Origin of the sequence: Rhodococcus sp. IEGM 1306 (genome assembly GCF_036541985.1) — a bacterium.
Taxonomy (GTDB): domain Bacteria; phylum Actinomycetota; class Actinomycetes; order Mycobacteriales; family Mycobacteriaceae; genus Rhodococcus_F; species Rhodococcus_F qingshengii.
Genome location: NZ_JAZHFF010000017.1, coordinates 13,530 through 30,290, shown reverse-complemented (window position 1 = coordinate 30,290; position 16,761 = coordinate 13,530). Strand labels below are relative to the sequence as shown.

At 60.8% G+C, this 16,761-nt stretch carries 18 protein-coding genes; 9 read left to right on the top strand and 9 right to left on the bottom strand.

Annotated elements, in window-relative coordinates; genetic code table 11:
• Nucleotides 1-99: 99 nt before the first annotated feature.
• The 8 genes from V3587_RS28640 to dnaA form a co-directional block, all read right to left on the bottom strand.
• Nucleotides 100-1,023, bottom strand: a complete 924-nt coding sequence (locus V3587_RS28640) for an alpha/beta fold hydrolase (protein WP_047272671.1) — start codon at nucleotides 1,021-1,023, stop codon at nucleotides 100-102.
• Between the two features lie 28 nt (nucleotides 1,024-1,051).
• Entirely contained in the window at nucleotides 1,052-2,173 is a 1,122-nt protein-coding gene (locus V3587_RS28635; protein ID WP_039973074.1) for a PDR/VanB family oxidoreductase, read from the bottom strand.
• The gene (locus tag V3587_RS28630) at nucleotides 2,173-3,084 is read right to left on the bottom strand and encodes a metal-dependent hydrolase (RefSeq protein ID WP_007729174.1); all 912 of its coding nucleotides are present in this window, start codon (nucleotides 3,082-3,084) and stop codon (nucleotides 2,173-2,175) included. Before V3587_RS28630 ends, V3587_RS28635 begins: the two co-directional genes overlap by 1 nt.
• Nucleotides 3,085-3,208: 124 nt before the next feature.
• A complete protein-coding gene (locus V3587_RS28625; protein ID WP_003942471.1) occupies nucleotides 3,209-3,754 on the bottom strand; it encodes a DUF721 family protein in 546 nt (181 codons plus the stop codon).
• On the bottom strand, nucleotides 3,747-4,976 hold the full coding sequence (gene recF / locus V3587_RS28620) for a DNA replication/repair protein RecF (protein ID WP_007729171.1): 1,230 nt from the start codon (nucleotides 4,974-4,976) through the stop codon (nucleotides 3,747-3,749). The genes V3587_RS28625 and recF overlap by 8 nt, the downstream gene beginning before the upstream one ends.
• Nucleotides 4,977-5,885: a phosphogluconate dehydrogenase (NAD(+)-dependent, decarboxylating) gene (gene gnd / locus V3587_RS28615; RefSeq protein ID WP_047272670.1), complete on the bottom strand. Its 909-nt coding sequence runs from the start codon at nucleotides 5,883-5,885 to the stop codon at nucleotides 4,977-4,979.
• 44 nt (nucleotides 5,886-5,929) lie between these two features.
• Entirely contained in the window at nucleotides 5,930-7,114 is a 1,185-nt protein-coding gene (dnaN, locus tag V3587_RS28610; protein WP_007729165.1) for a DNA polymerase III subunit beta, read from the bottom strand.
• A 584-nt stretch (nucleotides 7,115-7,698) separates the two neighbouring features.
• On the bottom strand, nucleotides 7,699-9,261 hold the full coding sequence (gene dnaA / locus V3587_RS28605) for a chromosomal replication initiator protein DnaA (RefSeq protein ID WP_003942491.1): 1,563 nt from the start codon (nucleotides 9,259-9,261) through the stop codon (nucleotides 7,699-7,701).
• 780 nt (nucleotides 9,262-10,041) lie between these two features.
• Here dnaA and rpmH point away from each other — a divergent pair.
• From rpmH to V3587_RS28570, 7 genes are all read left to right on the top strand, one after another.
• The gene (gene rpmH, locus V3587_RS28600) at nucleotides 10,042-10,185 is read left to right on the top strand and encodes a 50S ribosomal protein L34 (protein WP_003942540.1); all 144 of its coding nucleotides are present in this window, start codon (nucleotides 10,042-10,044) and stop codon (nucleotides 10,183-10,185) included.
• Nucleotides 10,186-10,211: 26 nt separating this feature from the next.
• The gene (rnpA, locus tag V3587_RS28595; RefSeq protein ID WP_003942450.1) at nucleotides 10,212-10,592 is read left to right on the top strand and encodes a ribonuclease P protein component; all 381 of its coding nucleotides are present in this window, start codon (nucleotides 10,212-10,214) and stop codon (nucleotides 10,590-10,592) included.
• Nucleotides 10,589-10,969, top strand: a complete 381-nt coding sequence (gene yidD, locus V3587_RS28590) for a membrane protein insertion efficiency factor YidD (RefSeq protein ID WP_007729147.1) — start codon at nucleotides 10,589-10,591, stop codon at nucleotides 10,967-10,969. Before rnpA ends, yidD begins: the two co-directional genes overlap by 4 nt.
• 4 nt (nucleotides 10,970-10,973) lie before the next feature.
• Complete coding sequence (yidC, locus tag V3587_RS28585; protein ID WP_047272669.1) at nucleotides 10,974-12,080, top strand: membrane protein insertase YidC; 1,107 nt, start codon at nucleotides 10,974-10,976, stop codon at nucleotides 12,078-12,080.
• Nucleotides 12,081-12,100: 20 nt separating this feature from the next.
• Nucleotides 12,101-12,664, top strand: a complete 564-nt coding sequence (locus tag V3587_RS28580; protein WP_003942504.1) for a Jag family protein — start codon at nucleotides 12,101-12,103, stop codon at nucleotides 12,662-12,664.
• A gap of 119 nt (nucleotides 12,665-12,783) precedes the next feature.
• Nucleotides 12,784-13,110 (top strand): hypothetical protein, encoded by a 327-nt coding sequence (locus V3587_RS28575; protein WP_054781443.1) that lies wholly within the window; start codon nucleotides 12,784-12,786, stop codon nucleotides 13,108-13,110.
• A 255-nt stretch (nucleotides 13,111-13,365) separates the two neighbouring features.
• Nucleotides 13,366-13,857: a DUF6301 family protein gene (locus V3587_RS28570; RefSeq protein WP_047272667.1), complete on the top strand. Its 492-nt coding sequence runs from the start codon at nucleotides 13,366-13,368 to the stop codon at nucleotides 13,855-13,857.
• A 70-nt stretch (nucleotides 13,858-13,927) separates the two neighbouring features.
• Here V3587_RS28570 and V3587_RS28565 read toward each other — a convergent pair whose 3' ends face one another.
• A complete protein-coding gene (locus V3587_RS28565; protein ID WP_003942456.1) occupies nucleotides 13,928-14,290 on the bottom strand; it encodes a hypothetical protein in 363 nt (120 codons plus the stop codon).
• A 707-nt stretch (nucleotides 14,291-14,997) separates the two neighbouring features.
• Between V3587_RS28565 and rsmG the strand changes: the two genes are divergently transcribed.
• Nucleotides 14,998-15,678: a 16S rRNA (guanine(527)-N(7))-methyltransferase RsmG gene (gene rsmG, locus V3587_RS28560; protein WP_039973059.1), complete on the top strand. Its 681-nt coding sequence runs from the start codon at nucleotides 14,998-15,000 to the stop codon at nucleotides 15,676-15,678.
• An 81-nt stretch (nucleotides 15,679-15,759) separates the two neighbouring features.
• Nucleotides 15,760-16,761 (top strand): ParA family protein, encoded by a 1,002-nt coding sequence (locus tag V3587_RS28555; protein ID WP_003942510.1) that lies wholly within the window; start codon nucleotides 15,760-15,762, stop codon nucleotides 16,759-16,761.

Genomic DNA, 16,761 nt, shown 5'->3' with positions numbered 1-16,761 from the left:
ACCGTTGACCATCTTACTGGTAAGCACCGACTAGAAGCGGCCAATGACACCCCTGGCTGCGCCGCAGACGAATTTTTACGATCCCCGGAAGGTGAAACGCTAGGAACTTTGCTTCTCCGAGCGACGCTCTCTCAGGCTCGCGATAAATGCCCGCGCATGTTCGGCAACTTCGCCCGGATGTGAAAACGGCGACCAGTGTCCCGCGGCAATTTCGCGTCGCTGCAGGTCGGAGACCCATTTTTCGGTGTCTTCGTATCCCACCGGACGAACGGCTTTGTCGTACTTGTTCAGAATGAGCTGAACAGGCACGTCCGTGTACCGATCCCGCGGCTTGCCGAGAGACGGCCGGATGTTCGCGCGATAAAGCTTGAGTCCGTTCACCATGTCGTCGGCGATGGTGGGCGCGGTGTTGACCACACGGGGGTCCAGACCGTCGAAGAAGCCCAGAAATGCCGGCCAGTGCTTGGAGAACCACAGACGCAACGGAAGGGTGCACAGGCCGGGAATCTGGAACAGAACGGTGTAGGCCGACGCAATTCCCTGCGCCGCCGGGCCGAGGAAACGACGCTTGGACGCGCTCGCCCGGATCCACATGCCGAGATGATCGAGATTGGGGCCCGAGATGGACGAGAACGACGCGATCTTCTCTTCGGCACCCGGCTCGCAGACCGCTTCCCACGTTTCGACGGATCCCCAGTCGTGCGCGAGGACGTGCACCGGCTTGCCCGGGCTGACCGCGTCGATGACGGCAAAAAGATCGCCGGCCAGTGCGCTCAGTTGGTAGTCCTGCACCCTCGAGGGGATTGTGCTCTCACCGGCCCCGCGGCTGTCGTAGCTGACGACGCGGAAGTCGTCTGCCAGCAAAGGCACGATGCGGTTCCACAATTCATGGGTGTCGGGCCAACCATGCACCAGGACGATGGTCTCGCCGTCTGCCTTGCCCTGCTCGAACACGGCCAGGCTGACGGAACCGTTGGTCACGCGACGCGCGGTCACGGCATGGACAGGAGAGTGCTTCGACATTGTCGAACCCTTCGGAGTCGGGAAATATCTAGAGATCGAGAACGAGACGTCCACCGTCGGAACGGGATACGCAGATGAGCATCTCCGTTTCCTGTTCGGTGTCGGTCAGACGCCTTTCGCGGTGATCGGGTTTACCCGCGAGTACCTTCACACGACAGGTTCCGCAGAAACCCTGCTGACACGAGTACCCGACACCGGGCAATGTCTTCTTGATGACGTCGAGCGCGGACTCGTCGGCGGGCACGGTGAGCACCTGTCCCGAATTGACAAGCTGCACTTCGAATTCCTTGCCGTCGATCACCGGCGGAGCCCCGAACCGCTCGAAATGCAAAGCGGTGGAGGGTGTATCGCGGAAACCGCGGCGGACGGCATCGAGCATCGGCGTCGGGCCACAGCAGTACACGGCGCCGCCGACCGGCGCTCGTCCGAGAAGGTCTGTGGTGGTGGGCAATCCGAACTCGTCGTCCGGGCGCACGAAGACACGCTCGGGATCCCAGGTTGCGATCTCGTCGAGGAACGGCATGGATTCACGGGAGCGGCCCGAGTACACGAAGTACCAGTCCATCCCCAATTCTCTTGCCGCACGGACCATTGCGATGATCGGCGTGATACCGATGCCGCCGGCGACGAACAACGCGCTGCCTTCTCCGACAAACGGGAAGCCGTTGCGTGGTCCGCGTACCGTGACGTGCTCACCGGGCTGGAGAGCGTGCATCTCGATGGAACCGCCACCGCCGTCGGGGATCCGGCGCACCGCGACGCTGTATCCCGTGCGATCGGCCGGGTCGCCGCACAGCGAATACTGACGCCGCAGACCCGAAGGTAGATGGAAGTCCAGGTGCGAACCCGGATGCCACGGCGGAATCGGTGAGCCGTCGGCGGATTCGAAGCGCAGGCGAACGACGTTCTCGTCAGTCGCCACCACCTCACGTGTGCTGACCACCATGTTCATGGCCGTGTCGGGGTTGTGGCCCGCGATCTCGGGGTTGTAGTCGTAGGCCGTCAACACCCGAAGGTACTTGTCCGCCAACAACTCCGTGATGCGCATGGCGCGGTCGGGACGGTTCTTGCCGGACAGATCGGGTGGCGCCGGAAACCGCGGCAACCCGTCGTGCCCGGAGATGACGTCCTTGACCCTCGAGAGTGAAATCACCGTGCGGCCGCCTGGGCTGCGGGTGACGACGCGAGGTATTGCACCGCCTGGGCGGTCGAGCCCTCGTTACTGGGGTGATAGGACTTGCTGAAGTAGGTCGACATCCGCTTGACCAGCTCGAACGACGTGGGAACTGTGCCTCGCTTACCGGCCGCGATGAAATCGGACAGGTGGGGGCGTCGACGGCTGGGAGCCTGAGCGGCAAGCTCGGGATCGTTGCGCATCAAGAACCGGGTACCACGAATCCACAGCCACACGATTGCGGGCGTGACGAGGATCTGGGTACGGATCCGGCGGGTCTCACGCTTGTCGAAGTAGCGCATCACGTCGTACGCGACGGCGCGGTGTTCGACTTCTTCGGCGCCGTGCCAGCGAAGGAGATCAAGCATGGTCGGGTGCATGCCGGCTTTGTCCAGTCCCTTGGCGTTGAGCACCCAGTCGCCGAGAAAAGCCGTGATGTGTTCGATGGCCGCGATGATCGCCAAGCGCTCCACCAGGTGATTCTCGGCACGCAGACCCGTCATCGGACGCGGTCCGAGCAGCTTCGAGAATGCCCACTCCATCTGCTGGGTGTACGGCGTCGGATCGAGGCCGTTTTCCTTGAGATGGACCAGGACACCCGAGTGCGCGTTGGAGTGCATCGCCTCTTGGCCGATGAATCCGACGACGTCTTCACGGAGTTTCTCGTCCTCGATCAGAGGAAGAGCTTCCTTGAAGGTCTCGACAAACCATTCCTCACCGGCGGGGAGGAGAAGGTGAAGCACGTTGAGAACGTGTGTGCTGAACGGATCGCCCGGAATCCAGTGCATGGGCAGATCGGACCAGTCGAACTCGACATTGCGAGCCTGCAACAGGATGTGATCCGGCTCGGCGAACGACGAAGCGGGTGTCGATATCTTCTGCGACATCTAGCTACTCCTTCATGCCTGCCGATCGGTGGGGAACGACAGCCTTGTGACACAATTCACTCACTAGCGAGTTTTAACTGTAACACGAAGTAATAGGTAGAACCAGGGCCTGGTTGAGTTTTCCTCAGCCGTACGTATCGCGAGGTCCGCGGCCTTTCACATGCCTTTCTCCCTTGCGCCAGCTAGGCGCACTCGGACCGGTGATCCGCAGTGTCTTCACGACGCCGTCACCGACGGCAGCAGCGATCTTGGCCAGAATCTGGGACTGCATCATGCGCAACTGGGTAGCCCACGCCGTCGACTCGGCGGAGATGCTGAGAACACCTTCTTTCAGAGAGATCGGCTCGGCGTGCGCGGAGATGTCTTCTCCGACGACCTGCGGCCACCGACCGAGGACCGTGCCCTCGGACACCTTGGGGGACCACCCACGCGATTTAGAGATAGCGCTGGTGAGAGCGCCGAACGGCTGAGGGTCCCGCGCATCCGGGCCGGGGCCGGACCAACCGCTGCGTCGACGCGGTCGGCCACTTCCGTATTTGGGCGACGAGCGCCCCTGCCCGACGGCCTTACCGTTGGCTTTGGCTGTCGCGCGTGCCTCCTCGAGGGCACGGCGCGCCAGATCGATCCCCTTGAGCTCGGGCTCCGGGGCCGCGCTGCTGTCTTCAGTCATCGAACTCGACCTCCTGATCTGCCGAGCCTACGGGCACTATCCGGGATATCCGACCGTCTCCGGTATCGGAGGCTTCGACGCCGAACTTGGCCGCCTCGAGTTCGTCCGGTACATCCTCGGGAACGGCGGCCGTGATCAGCACCTGTTCGGCGGTGGCTGCAACGGTGGCGAGCGCACGACGCCGACGACGGTCCAATTCCGCGAAGACATCGTCGAGCATCAGGACCGGGTCGCTGCCGTCGGCGCGCAACAGGGCAAAACCTGCCAGCCGCAGCGAAAGCGCAAAAGACCACGATTCACCATGGCTTGCAAAGCCTTTCGCCGGGCTGTCACCGAGAATCAGCTCCAGATCGTCCCGATGCGGACCGACCAGACACACTCCGCGATCGATTTCCTTCGACCTCATCTGTGCCAACTCGAGATGGAATCTCTCCTCGAGGTACGCAACGTCGTCGATACCGGAAATCCTTGCAGGGTCGGTGAATTCGGGATCCAACGAGGACCCCAGACTGCTCTTGTATCGAATCGACGCCGGCCGAGATTCGGGTGCGATGGAACGATACGACTCCGCCAGATGCGGCGCCAGATCATGGACCAACTCGAGGCGCCCGGCCAACAATTGTGCGCCGTGAGCGGCCAGATGCCCGTCCCACACCTCGAGGGTGGAGAGGACGTTGTCGGACTCGCCACCACGAGAACCGCGACGCAAAGCCGCACCGGCAGTTTTGAGTAGGGCTGAGCGCTGACGCAGAACTTTGTCGTAATCCGCACGGACAGCAGCCATTCGGGGTATCCGGGACGTCAACAACTCGTCGAGATAGCGTCGACGATCGCCAGGATCTCCGCGAACCAACGACAGATCTTCCGGCGCGAACATCACCGACTGCAAAATCCCCAACACTTCGCGTGGGCGACGCGTCGGAGACTGATTTATCCTGGCGCGGTTGGACTTTCCCTCGATCAGTTCGACGTCGATGGTCAGTTCGCGTCCGTTGTTGACCACCGTTGCACCGGCAAAAGCACTGGCGGAACCGCTGCGGATCATCGGTGCGTCCGTGGACACTCGATGAGACGACAGCGTCGACAGATACCCGAGTGACTCGAGGACGTTGGTTTTACCGTGCCCGTTCGAACCGAGGAAAACGGTTGTTCCCGGTGTGAGGTCAAGCGTCAGCGAATCCCAGGATCGGAAGTCCCGCAGCGAAAATCTACGAACGAACACTTAGCTTCCAGAAGCCGAATTCTTGGGCGAAGCGCTCTTGACCGCGTGACCGCCGAACTGATTGCGCAAGGCGGACACAGCCTTCATGGCCGGTGAATCATCCTGTCGTGAAGCAAATCTCGCGAACAGAGCAGCGGAGATGACGGGAGCGGGCACAGCGTGCTTGATAGCTTCCTCGACCGTCCAGCGGCCCTCGCCGGAATCCTCGGTATAGCCCGTGATCTGCGCAAGCTCCGGATCTTCCTCGAGGGCGTCGACAAGCAGATCGAGCAACCACGAACGTACGACGGTCCCCTTCGACCAAGCTCGGAGCACGCCGGGAACGTCCGCGATCAGGCTTTCCGCCTCGAGGAGCTCGTACCCCTCGGCATACGCCTGCATCAGGCCGTATTCGATGCCGTTGTGCACCATCTTCGCGTAATGACCAGCACCGACGGGACCGGCGTGGACAAAGCCGTCTGCAGCCTCACCGTCGGGGCGAAGGGCGTCGAAGATCGGCATTGCCTTCTCGACGTCAGGCTCGGATCCGCCCACCATCAGGCCGTAGCCGTTCTCACGGCCCCAGATGCCACCGGAGACACCGCAGTCGAGGAAACCGATCCCACGGGCGCCCAGAAGCTCGGCATGGACAGCGTCGTCGGTGTAACGCGAGTTCCCACCGTCGATGACCAGATCACCGCCCTCGAGGGCATCCGCCAGTTCGGCAATGGTGCTCTGGGTGATTTCACCGGCCGGAACCATCACCCAGACGACTCGAGGTCCCTCGAGGGAAGCAGCGAGTTCGGCAAGTGACCCGACATCGGTGACTTCCGGTCGAGGGTCGTATCCGATCACCTCGAGGCCATGCGCGCGCAAGCGCTCACGCATGTTGAAGCCCATCTTGCCGAGACCTACGAGTCCGATCTTCATACTGTTCTCCCTGGTCAGGCGCGAACTGAAGTGCGGGGTTCCACTCAGCCCGGAAGGCGAACCGGCATCAGCAGGTACGTGTACTCGCTCGAGGGCGCAGCGAAGTTACCGGACTCGTCTGCCGTGGGCTCTTCCTCGGCCGCGGGGCGAAGAACAGCCGGACGGCTGGGAGTGGTGAAGCCGAACAGAACGTTTTCGCTGTGAAGCGAGTTCAACCCGTCGATCAGGTAACCGGGGTTGAACGCAATGGTGAGTGCTTCGCCCTGGAACGACGCGTTGAGCGTCTCTTCCGCGCGGCCGGCGTCGTCGCCACCCGCAGAGAGGAGCAGGCCGTCAGCGGAGAACTGCATGCGAACCTGTGCGCCACGCTCGGCGACGAGTGCTACACGCTTGATGGCTTCGATGAGAGGCGTGACCTCGACCGTTGCCATCGCGGTGTGCTGAGCAGGCAGCAACTGACGGAACTTCGGGAACTCGGCGTCGAGGAGGCGCGTCGTGGTGCGGCGTCCGTCGTTGACGATGCCGAGGAGTCCGTCGTTTCCGATGGTCGTACCGGAGCCGAGAGCCAACTCGACCGGCGAATTTGCATTGCCGGCAAGCGTTTTCGCGGACTCGGACAAAGTCTTGGCCGGGATGAGAACAGCAGCCTGGACGTCGGGATTGGCCGGAGTCCACTCGAGTTCACGTACGGCGAGACGGAAGCGGTCGGTAGCGGCGAGGACGATCGAATTCTGTTCGATCTCGACACGGATACCCGTGAGCATCGGAAGGGTGTCGTCCTTGCCGGCTGCAACAGCTACCTGGCTGATGGCTTCGGAGAACAGGTCGACGGGAATGGACCCGGACTGCTGCGGAAGCGTCGGAAGCTGGGGGTAGTCCTCGACCGGCATCGTGGGCAGGGAGAACTTGGCGCTTCCGCACGAGATGAGCACGCGAGTGCCCTCGAGGGTCACATCGACCGGCTTGTTGGGAAGCGACTTGGTGATATCTGCGAGGAGGCGACCGGAGACGAGTGCCTGACCTGCAGTTGTGACATCTGCCGAGACGCGGACCTGCGCGGATACCTCGTAGTCGAACCCGGAAACGGTGAGGCCGGCTTCGGTTGCGTCGAGAAGAACTCCGCCGAGAACCGGCACGGGCGGCCTCGAGGGCAGGCTACGAGCAACCCACGCTACTGAATCAGCGAACTCTTCCCGGGAAACGCGAAACTTCAGGCTTCCAAGCTCCATCGCCGGGTTATTCCTCTCGGTAGGCATGTTCGTCTGCTGCGGATCTGCATCAGCTCACTTGAAGTCTGACACAGACCAAGCGATGCCCACCGTATGCCCTCGAGGGCGCAAGTGGAAAGCCGAAGCCGCGGCGAGCGCAGCCTGAGGCGAGGTTCTCAACAGGAGTTGTCCCCAGAACTATTTTCAAAGAGCTTTTCCTAGGAAATTCTCAGTAGTAGTAATAAGTCCTGTGCAATCTGTGGAGCAACGGTTGTCGACGCTGGTAGGTCCCCTCGAGGGCCTGTGCACTTCTCGAGGACAGACTCGAGGACCAATCGACCCCCTCTGTGCACTCTCTGAAAGTTTTCGGATTCCTCCTCGAGAACTCCACAGACTTTCGGAGTTATCAACACACTTATCCACAGATGTGAATACTTTTCACAAGAAACGAAGAGTTTGTTCTCATCGGCGTGTCTGACTCCGGCGTGTCGTCCCTCGAGGTGGACAACCGCCCTCGAGGGGACCGCACGTGGAACCCTTCGAATACACCGATGCCGCTCGAGGGAACCTCTGCCTCGAGCGGCATCGATCGAAATAAGTGCAGGTCAACGCTTGGAGCGCTGCTTGATCCTTGCGGTCAACTCCTGAACCTGGTCGTACACCTTGCGGCGTTCCGTCATTTCCTTACGGATCTTCTTGTCGGCGTACATGACCGTCGTGTGGTCACGGCCGAACGTCTGACCGATCTTCGGCAAGGACAAATCAGTGAGCTCACGGCACAAATACATCGAGATCTGGCGGGCCTGAGCGAGTGGCCGGGCCTTACCCGGCCCACACAGGTCGTCGATCGACATGTTGAAGTATTCGGCCGTCACCGCCATGATCGTCGCCGCGTTGATCTCGAGGCTCGACGAATCGGGCATCAGATCGCGCAGGACCACCTCGGCCAACGTCAGATCCAACGGCTGGCGGTTGAGCGAGGCAAAAGCGGTGACGCGGATCAACGCGCCCTCGAGTTCACGAATGTTGCGCTCGATACGGCTGGCGATCAACTCGAGGACGTCGTGCGGGACCTCGAGGCGATCCATCCTCGCCTTCTTGCTCAGAATCGCGATACGCGTCTCGAGCTCAGGCGGCTGAACGTCGGTGATCAGGCCCCATTCGAAGCGCGTCCGCAGACGCTCCTCGAGGGTTGCCAACTGTTTGGGCGGACGGTCCGAGGAAACGACGATCTGCTTGTTCGCGTTGTGCAAGGTGTTGAAGGTATGGAAGAACTCCTCCTGAATACCTTCCTTGCCTTCGATGAACTGGATGTCGTCGACCAGCAGGACATCCGTTTCCCGGTAGCGACGCTTGAACGCGACCTTGCGGTCGTCACGAAGACTGTTGATGAAGTCGTTGGTGAATTCTTCGGTCGAGACGTACTTGACCCGCATGCCGGGGAACAGTCGCTGTGCGTAGTGGCCGGCGGCGTGAAGAAGGTGCGTCTTGCCCAGGCCCGAAGCTCCCCAGATGAACAAGGGGTTGTAGGCACGCGCCGGCGCCTCCGCGATCGCGACGGCAGCGGCATGAGCGAATCGGTTGGACGATCCGATCACAAAAGTGTCGAAGGTGTACTTCGCGTTGAGGCTGTTGGCGCCGGACCCCGAAGCAGAAGGAGTAGCGGGCGGCTTCGTGAAGTACGACGGCCACGATTCGTGAACGCTCGCGAGTGCTTCGCGGTCGTCGTCGACTTCTTCGGTCTCGGCAGTCTCGGAGTCCGAAGGTTCGCCGTCGCCTTCGGTGAATCTGCGCCGACGGTATGCGCCCGATGAGTTGACCGACTCGAACTGACGGCTGCCCGTGCGCTCCTCGACCGGTTCGGCGGGTGCGTCGGCATCGTCTTCGAGTGCAATGCGGACACCGAGTCCCTCGACCTGGCCGCCGAGGTGGCGTCCGAGTGCCTGCAGGATCGGCTCGCGTAGATCGCGCTCGATCGTCTCTTGAGCAAATGGCGATGGAACCGAGAGGAGTGCAAAACCCTGAGCAAGTGTGAGAGGCCTCACCAGACGGACAAATGCCTTCTGCTTGCTGCTCAAAGCCGGAAGATTACTTCCGGGGTCATCACTCGTGAGTTCTGCAACCACGTCGACCCAGACCCGTGCGAGCGCGTTGGGATCGTCGTTCACGTGGTTCCTTCCCGTGTTTCGCCGACAGTGGGTGTGCTGCAGCTGCCGAGCGTATGGCTGCGGCGTCGAATGATTCGGTGGATTACCACCCGGGGTGAGAACCCCGTAACAGGCTACGAATATGCCACCTGGGCTGTGTTTCCACACAATTATCCACAGATGTGGACAAACCTGCACTGAGTCGGTTTTTTCGTCAACCAAATTCGTCAAAGTGATCGAGAAATTGATCTACCTGCAACTTTGTCGGAACTCGAGGCGTTCGCCACTTGGTGTCGGGGATGCGTCAACACTCACAGCCCTGTGGATGAATGTGGAAACTCGGGATTCGGGGTCGCGTCCGGCGCTCGTGCCCGTATGTGCTGATGAGGCCTTGTCGAGAGCATGCGCCGGTGGAACTGTCCGGGTTGCCTTCGGGTCACCTGCAGTCCGTAGCGGAACTGTTGCCAAGGTCACACTTGCCGCCTCGCTCGAGGTCACGGCCGTATGCACACTGTGAATGGAATCTGCGGAATGATGTAAGTATCGGCGTGTCGCCGCAGTTGCCGCGGGAGGGCCCTGAATCGGGCTGGTTTGACCTTGGCAACGGTGGTAAGTAACCTCGAACGGTCACCCGCTGGTGGTGATCGCTTCGTGCTGGCTACATATGTCAGGTCGGAACGGTCTTCCAAGCCACAACGAGTGAAGCTGATTGTTCTGTACCTGTTGTATCCAAAGGCGCCGTAAGGCGTCGATCACTGAATGACGCCGGGAGGCGTCAATGAACTTCGAGGAGTGTTGACCGTGGCCAAGGGCAAGCGGACGTTCCAGCCGAATAATCGCCGCCGCGCGCGTGTTCACGGCTTCCGTCTTCGTATGCGTACCCGTGCGGGTCGTGCAATCGTTTCGGCGCGTCGCCGTAAGGGCCGCGATTCCCTCACCGCCTGATCTGATTTCGAGTTCAGGAGCTCGGGGTGTTGCCTGAGCCGTTCCGGTTGCGTCGCCACGCGGATTTCTCCGTGGCGGTGCGACGTGGACGTCGTATGGGAAGACGCGACCTTGTCGTGCACGCGTTCGATCGCGAGCAAGTAGAGGCGCTGGTAGTAACAAATCACGGTCCCCGGTTCGGGCTGATCGTGAGCAAGGCTGTCGGGCCGGCGGTGATTCGACATCGAGTCGCACGCCGGCTTCGTCATATCTGTGCAGATTTCGTCGGACAGGTTTCACCGGAGACAGACGTGGTTATCCGCGCACTTCCGGGTGCAGCTACCGCCAGTTCAGCCGAACTGGCCAAGCAGTTGCGCGGGGGCCTGACCAAAATGAACCTATTGGTGTCGGTAAGTGAAGAGCCATGAGTACTCCGCTCTCTGAGCAGATCGAGACTCCCAGAGCCTCCCGTGTCATCACGGTGTTGAAGGCTGTGCGTCGCGCTCCCGCCACTGTTCTCATCTTCTGTATCGAGTTGTACCGGACGTATGTGTCGCCCTTGAGGATGCCGACCTGCCGGTTCACCCCCACCTGCAGTGAATACGCAGTCGAAGCGCTGCGCACTCACGGGGCGATCAAAGGCCTTTTCTTGACTGTGGTGCGGTTGGCGAAGTGTGCCCCCTGGCATTCTGGAGGGTGGGACCCTGTCCCTGCCCGTCGTGACCGTGATGCGGGTAGCCGCCATAGCTGTCCGGAAGCACGCGCAGCGTGTCACAGTCCGACGGACGAACAGAGGAGTACTTAGAGCCGTGCTCAATTTCATCTACTATCCGGTATCCGCGATTCTGTGGGTCTGGCACAAGGTCTTCGGGTTCATTCTCGGCCCGGACAACGGAATAGCCTGGGCGCTTTCCGTGGTGTTCCTGGTGTTCACCTTGCGTGCGGTTCTGTATAAGCCGTTCGTGAAGCAGGTCCGCACGACGCGTCAGATGCAGGAACTGCAGCCACAGATCAAGGCATTGCAGAAGAAGTATTCGGGCGACCGTCAGCGCCAGGCCGTCGAGATGCAGAAGCTCCAGAAGGAGCACGGATTCAACCCGATCATGGGCTGTCTCCCGGTCTTGGCTCAGGCTCCGGTGTTCATTGGTCTGTTCCACGTCCTGCGCTCGTTCAACCGCACCGGCACCGGCATGGGCCAGCTGGGCATGAGCGCCGAGGACAACCTCAACACCCCGAACTACGTCTTCTCGGCCACTGACGTCCAGTCGTTCCTGGATGCTCGTCTGTTCGGCGCGCCCATCTCGGCCGCGATCACGACGCCGGTTGCGCAGCTTCAGGCCTACGTCACCGAGAACGTTCCCGAGCTTCCGTCACGGCTGAACATCATTCTCGTGGCCGCTCCGCTGATGATCATCGCCAGCATCGCGACGCACTTCAACTCACGCGCTTCTGTTGCCCGTCAGAGCGAAGCAGCTGCCGCGAACCCGCAGTCCGCGATCATGAACAAGCTCGCCCTGTACGTCTTCCCGCTCGGTGTTCTGGTCGGTGGACCGTTCCTTCCGATCGCGATCCTCCTGTACTGGGTGTCGAACAACATCTGGACCTACGGTCAGCAGCACCTCGTCTTCCGCAAGATCGACGCGGAAGAAGAAGCCAAGAAGCAGGAAGCGATCACTCGCCGCAACGACAATGCGCCCAAGCCCGGTGCCCGTCCTGATCCCAGCAAGAAGAAGGGATCTCCGGCTGCGCTGAAGACCGCGGATTCAGCCGACGACGACGGTGACGCCCCGGAAGTTTCGCTCAAGAAGCCACAGCCGAAGCCCTCGGGTTCCGGTGGTGGTTCCACGTCGAAACCCAAACAGAACCGGCCACAGAGCAACCGCGGCAACTCCCCCAAGCGCAATAAACGGCGCTGATCCAGGAAAGAGAACGACCAATGTCCAGTGAAGCTGACATCGTTGTGGATGGAGAGAACGCAGACGTGAGCACCGAGACCACTGCGCCGGTTACCGATGTGGATGTAGACATCGACGATTCCGATGACGACCTGATCGAAGAGGGCGAGATCGCCGGCGACTACCTCGAGCAGTTGCTCGACGTTCTCGATTTCGACGGAGACATCGACCTTGACGTCGAGGGCGATCGGGCGATCGTCAGCATCGACGGCGGCGACGACCTGACCAAGCTCGTGGGACGCAAGGGTGAGGTTCTGGATGCTCTCCAGGAGCTGACTCGTCTGGCAGTTCAGCAGTCGACCGGAGAGCGCAGCCGCTTGATGCTCGACATCGCCGGGTGGCGTGCGGGCCGGCGCGAGGCACTCAGTGCTCTCGGTGCGGAAGCTGCACAGCGTGTTCTCGAGACCGGCGAACGCGAAGAGCTTGCTCCGATGACGCCGTTCGAACGCAAGATCGTGCACGACGCCGTCGCCAAGGTCGCCGGTGTTTCCAGCGAGAGCGAAGGCGCTGAGCCGTCTCGTCGAGTGGTTGTCCTCAAGGACTGACACTCCCCCCCTGATCGAATGCGGGCCCCGGATTTTCCGGGGCCCGCTTTTGTGTCCGAGAGTGTTTCACGTGAAACCGAATCCGGCGCCACGGTGAAGGTCTGCCTATCGTTGTCGACATGTCCAACGAGCGGTCCGGATTCTCTCTCAGATTGATGACCCTTGGGGCCTTGATAGGGATGCTCGTGTGCGGCCTGAGCTATTGGCCCGTGGTCTTCGAACTACAGCAGAAGATGGAAGTCCAGTCCTTTCCGCCGGGCGGTCTGAAGTATTGGCTCTGCTGGTTGTTGCCGCTGGGAGTAGTCGCCGTCGTATTCATTCCACTTGCACTGGCATGGCGATCCGGAAGACCGGTCATGCTCAGCTTCGCGATTGCCTTCTTGTTCGTCGGGGGTGCACTGTGCATGTTCGGATATTCGATCGACAACATGCCGTACTACATGTGAGCCCCTCCCCTCCCCCAGACCGAATAGTCGGCCTTCGTTTCACGTGAAACCGGATCGATGGTTGTTGCCCGAGCCCTCGAACTCCGACTCAGATTGCCACCACAATGGATCCCCGACCTGACGTCGTCAGGCCTGCTGGCAAGGTCGCCACCTCGGCGCTGGCATCCGATGACCGACAACCCGCGAGCCCTCACTTTGACGGCCCCCGGATTGGGGCGTCGTCAACAACGATCACGAAGGAAGTAGCATCCGCACATGCACGTCGACATCGAAGGCGCCACCCGGATTGCCCGCCTCGCCGCAGAATTTGACTGGACCTGGTCCGTCGACGACCTGGAACCCTTCTGCGCACAGGCTGGATGGGAGGTCGTTGAATTGGATCAGACCGGCGCCTCGATTCGGACCGGACTCCGTGTTGGTCAGTCCGAATCGATAATGTTCGGGCGGCAACACAGAATGAATTGGATCTCGATCTTCGTCACGGACGTGGCAGATGACGCTACGCCCATGACAGTGGTGCGCCCGCTGCTGGACGAAGGGTTCACGAACCTCGATGTGGCATTTACCGCACTCCTGGGGACAGCCACGAGCGCCGAACCCGAACCAAAGACAGCTCTCCGGTGGGACCTGCCGAAAGCGGTCATTTCACTGCACCTGGGTGTCAATGCGATCGACTTGCGTCTGACGAGTCCGGGATATCAGGCATGGGTGGATGAGCCCGAACCGGAGTACGAGGACGAGGACTAGCGATCGAGGTCGGCGAGATCGCATCCGGTGCGGGAACAGGTTTGCGCGCTCCTCACACGAATCGGACCACTCACATCGAATGGGCTTCGTCGCCACGCAAAGTCGATGATGTTGTTGCGGGCTTCGGGGTGAGATCGGCGGCGACTACTTTGCCAAGCAAACCGGAATCGACATCGCCTACACGGGCTCCGGTCCATACACTGCGGACCGCGTCGGGGTAATCATGGGACCGCCTTGAGTTCGGTTGACTCGCGGGGTGTGCGATCGGCGTCGCGCCCACACCTGCTGCTGGTCTCGTCATGAGGGCGGATCCGGACTGTTCGAGGTGGAAGGACTTCGCTGTGCCCGGATCGAACTCGTAAGCGGTGATCTTGTTGGTTCCGGGTTCGGTATGCACCAACAGGTAGTCCTTGCCGTCCAACAACTCCCGCACCAAGCGCGGATCTTAATCGCGCAGAGCCTAGGCGCAGGAATTCATCCTGCGCATCGGGCAGGTCCCCTGCTCGACTCTGATCTTCCCGCCGACACCGGTATCCACATCGAAGGCGAACTCTCCATGCGCATCCTGTGGTGCGAAGCTCCTTGGATTGATTCGCGGTTTGCGATGCCAAGTCTTCGGTGTCCCGCAACAGGGGTGTCAAGCCGACGGATGTATCGCTCGCAACAACCGGCGATGAGATACCGAAGCTGTCCGAGATCTGGAATCGAAGTCTGTTTTCCGAGTCGACCTACAGAGAGGATCTGACTGACCGAGTCCGTTCTGCAGTCCGACGTCGGCGATCTTTTGCAACGACTTTTTCATCGAAAATTGGTCTTTTTGGGTCAGAATTCCATCCATGTAACTACCCATGGCAGTTTCGTCACTGTGATGATACTAAGGATTGCGCTCCTATCTGCATTCGATCGCCCGGCCATGTTTCACGTGAAACGCGTCAGAATTGGAAGAATTTTCAGCGCAATGTTTCACGTGGAACGTGAACCCCTCCCCTCCCCCGCTTGAATTTTGGGCCGAATACTTCCCAAAGAATGAACGAGTCGGCAGACTCACAGCGAGTCGGTGTGCAGAAGCGAACACATGTCGGCTCCAGAGCGGATAATGATTTCGGTCTTGATTGTTGATTTCGCGGTTTACGCGGGAGGATGTTTCACGTGGAACAGAATGGTGCGGCGTCGGTTGACTGGGACGAACAAGAGACTGCGCGCGCAGTGTTCGGTGACAGATATGAGATCGCGGAACGGTATTACCAATCCCTGGCGACGGATGGTGTCGAGCGCGGGCTCATTGGTCCCCGTGAAGTCCCTCGACTGTGGGAGCGTCACCTTCTCAATTGCGCCGTCATCGGTGAGTTGATTGCCGAAGGCGAGTCGGTTGTGGACGTTGGAAGCGGCGCCGGCCTACCCGGTATCCCTCTCGCAATCGCCCGCCCGGACTTGAAGGTAACTCTGGTCGAACCGTTGCTTCGACGCTCGGTGTACCTCGCGGAGTTCATCGAGTCCAACGGATTGGACGTATTGGTTGTCCGAGGGCGAGCCGAGGAATCGGGTGTTGTGAAGGAAGCGGGCGGCGCGGATGTAGTCACCTCGCGAGCTGTGGCGCCTCTCGAGAAGCTCGCACGTTGGTCCCTCCCACTCATTCACGAGCACGGCCGGATGTTGGCACTCAAGGGTTCGAGCGCCTCCGAGGAGATCGAGCGAGACCGTACGGCGCTCACCAAGTTGGGCGCAGGTAAGTTGGAAATACTCGAATGCGGAGCCAAGATTCTCCGCACCCCCACTGTTGTGGTGAAGGCCGAACGTCTCCCGAAGCGCCGCCAGCGTTGATGATTTACACGCATGCAATCGAGAGCAATGTACAGATGATGAGAGCACCTAGTGATCGATTCCCAATCGAAGGAGCAGTCAATGTCGGGTCGATCTGAATCCGCCGTTTCACGTGAAACACCGAAGCAGCACACGAGTGCGGGTGCGGATCAGATCGTCAACGACGACGACAATTTCACCGCCCCCTACGCGGCGATCTCCTCGGAGGAGACCCCCATCGGGGCGGCCGCGCATCGAGCGAGCCAAGTGCTTCATCCCCATTCGGTTACGCTGCCGAAGCCGGCGTTCCGCCGCGTGATCACCATCGCGAACCAGAAGGGTGGCGTCGGCAAGACGACGACCACGGTGAACCTTGCGTCGGCGCTCGCTCTTCAAGGGCTCACTGTCCTTGTGGTCGATTTGGACCCTCAGGGCAATGCCAGCACCGCTCTGGGCGTCGTCCATACCTCGGGCACCCCGTCGAGCTACGAGCTGCTCATAGGCGAAGTGAAGGCCCCGGAGGCGATCCAGACCAGCCCGCACAGTGAGCGCCTTCTCTGCATCCCGGCAACGATCGATCTGGCGGGCGCCGAGATCGAATTGGTCTCCATGGTTGCCCGCGAGAATCGACTCAAAGGCGCGCTCAACGACAAGGTGCTCGCAGAGCTTGACGTCGACTTCGTCCTCATCGACTGCCCGCCCTCGCTGGGACTGCTGACCGTCAACGCGATGGTCGCTGCCAAGGAAGTTCTGATCCCGATCCAGTGCGAGTACTACGCCCTCGAGGGGGTCGGTCAGTTGCTCCGCAACATCGAACTCGTCCAGGCTCATCTCAACCCGGATCTGCATGTCTCCACCGTCCTTCTGACGATGTACGACGGGCGCACCAAGCTGGCCGACCAGGTCGCCGAAGAAGTACGCAAGCACTTCGGTGAGGCCGTTCTGCGCGCTGTGATTCCGCGCAGCGTGAAGGTGTCCGAGGCTCCCGGATACGGGATGACAGTTCTCGACTACGACCCGGGTTCACGTGGCGCCATGAGTTACCTCGACGCCGGCCGTGAACTTGCCGCCCGCTCTGCCACCACGACGACCCAGGAGCAGTGA

Bases quoted from the DNA above. Each gene is read 5' to 3' on its own strand.
- V3587_RS28640 (WP_047272671.1), bottom strand. From the start codon at position 1,023: ATGTCGAAGCACTCTCCTGTCCATGCCGTGACCGCGCGTCGCGTGACC.
- V3587_RS28630 (WP_007729174.1), bottom strand. From the start codon at position 3,084: ATGTCGCAGAAGATATCGACACCCGCTTCGTCGTTCGCCGAGCCGGAT.
- V3587_RS28625 (WP_003942471.1), bottom strand. From the start codon at position 3,754: ATGACTGAAGACAGCAGCGCGGCCCCGGAGCCCGAGCTCAAGGGGATC.
- gnd (WP_047272670.1), bottom strand. From the start codon at position 5,885: ATGAAGATCGGACTCGTAGGTCTCGGCAAGATGGGCTTCAACATGCGT.
- dnaN (WP_007729165.1), bottom strand. From the start codon at position 7,114: ATGGAGCTTGGAAGCCTGAAGTTTCGCGTTTCCCGGGAAGAGTTCGCT.
- yidD (WP_007729147.1), top strand. From the start codon at position 10,589: ATGAGTACTCCGCTCTCTGAGCAGATCGAGACTCCCAGAGCCTCCCGT.
- V3587_RS28580 (WP_003942504.1), top strand. From the start codon at position 12,101: ATGTCCAGTGAAGCTGACATCGTTGTGGATGGAGAGAACGCAGACGTG.
- V3587_RS28575 (WP_054781443.1), top strand. From the start codon at position 12,784: ATGTCCAACGAGCGGTCCGGATTCTCTCTCAGATTGATGACCCTTGGG.
- V3587_RS28570 (WP_047272667.1), top strand. From the start codon at position 13,366: ATGCACGTCGACATCGAAGGCGCCACCCGGATTGCCCGCCTCGCCGCA.
- rsmG (WP_039973059.1), top strand. From the start codon at position 14,998: ATGTTTCACGTGGAACAGAATGGTGCGGCGTCGGTTGACTGGGACGAA.
- V3587_RS28555 (WP_003942510.1), top strand. From the start codon at position 15,760: ATGTCGGGTCGATCTGAATCCGCCGTTTCACGTGAAACACCGAAGCAG.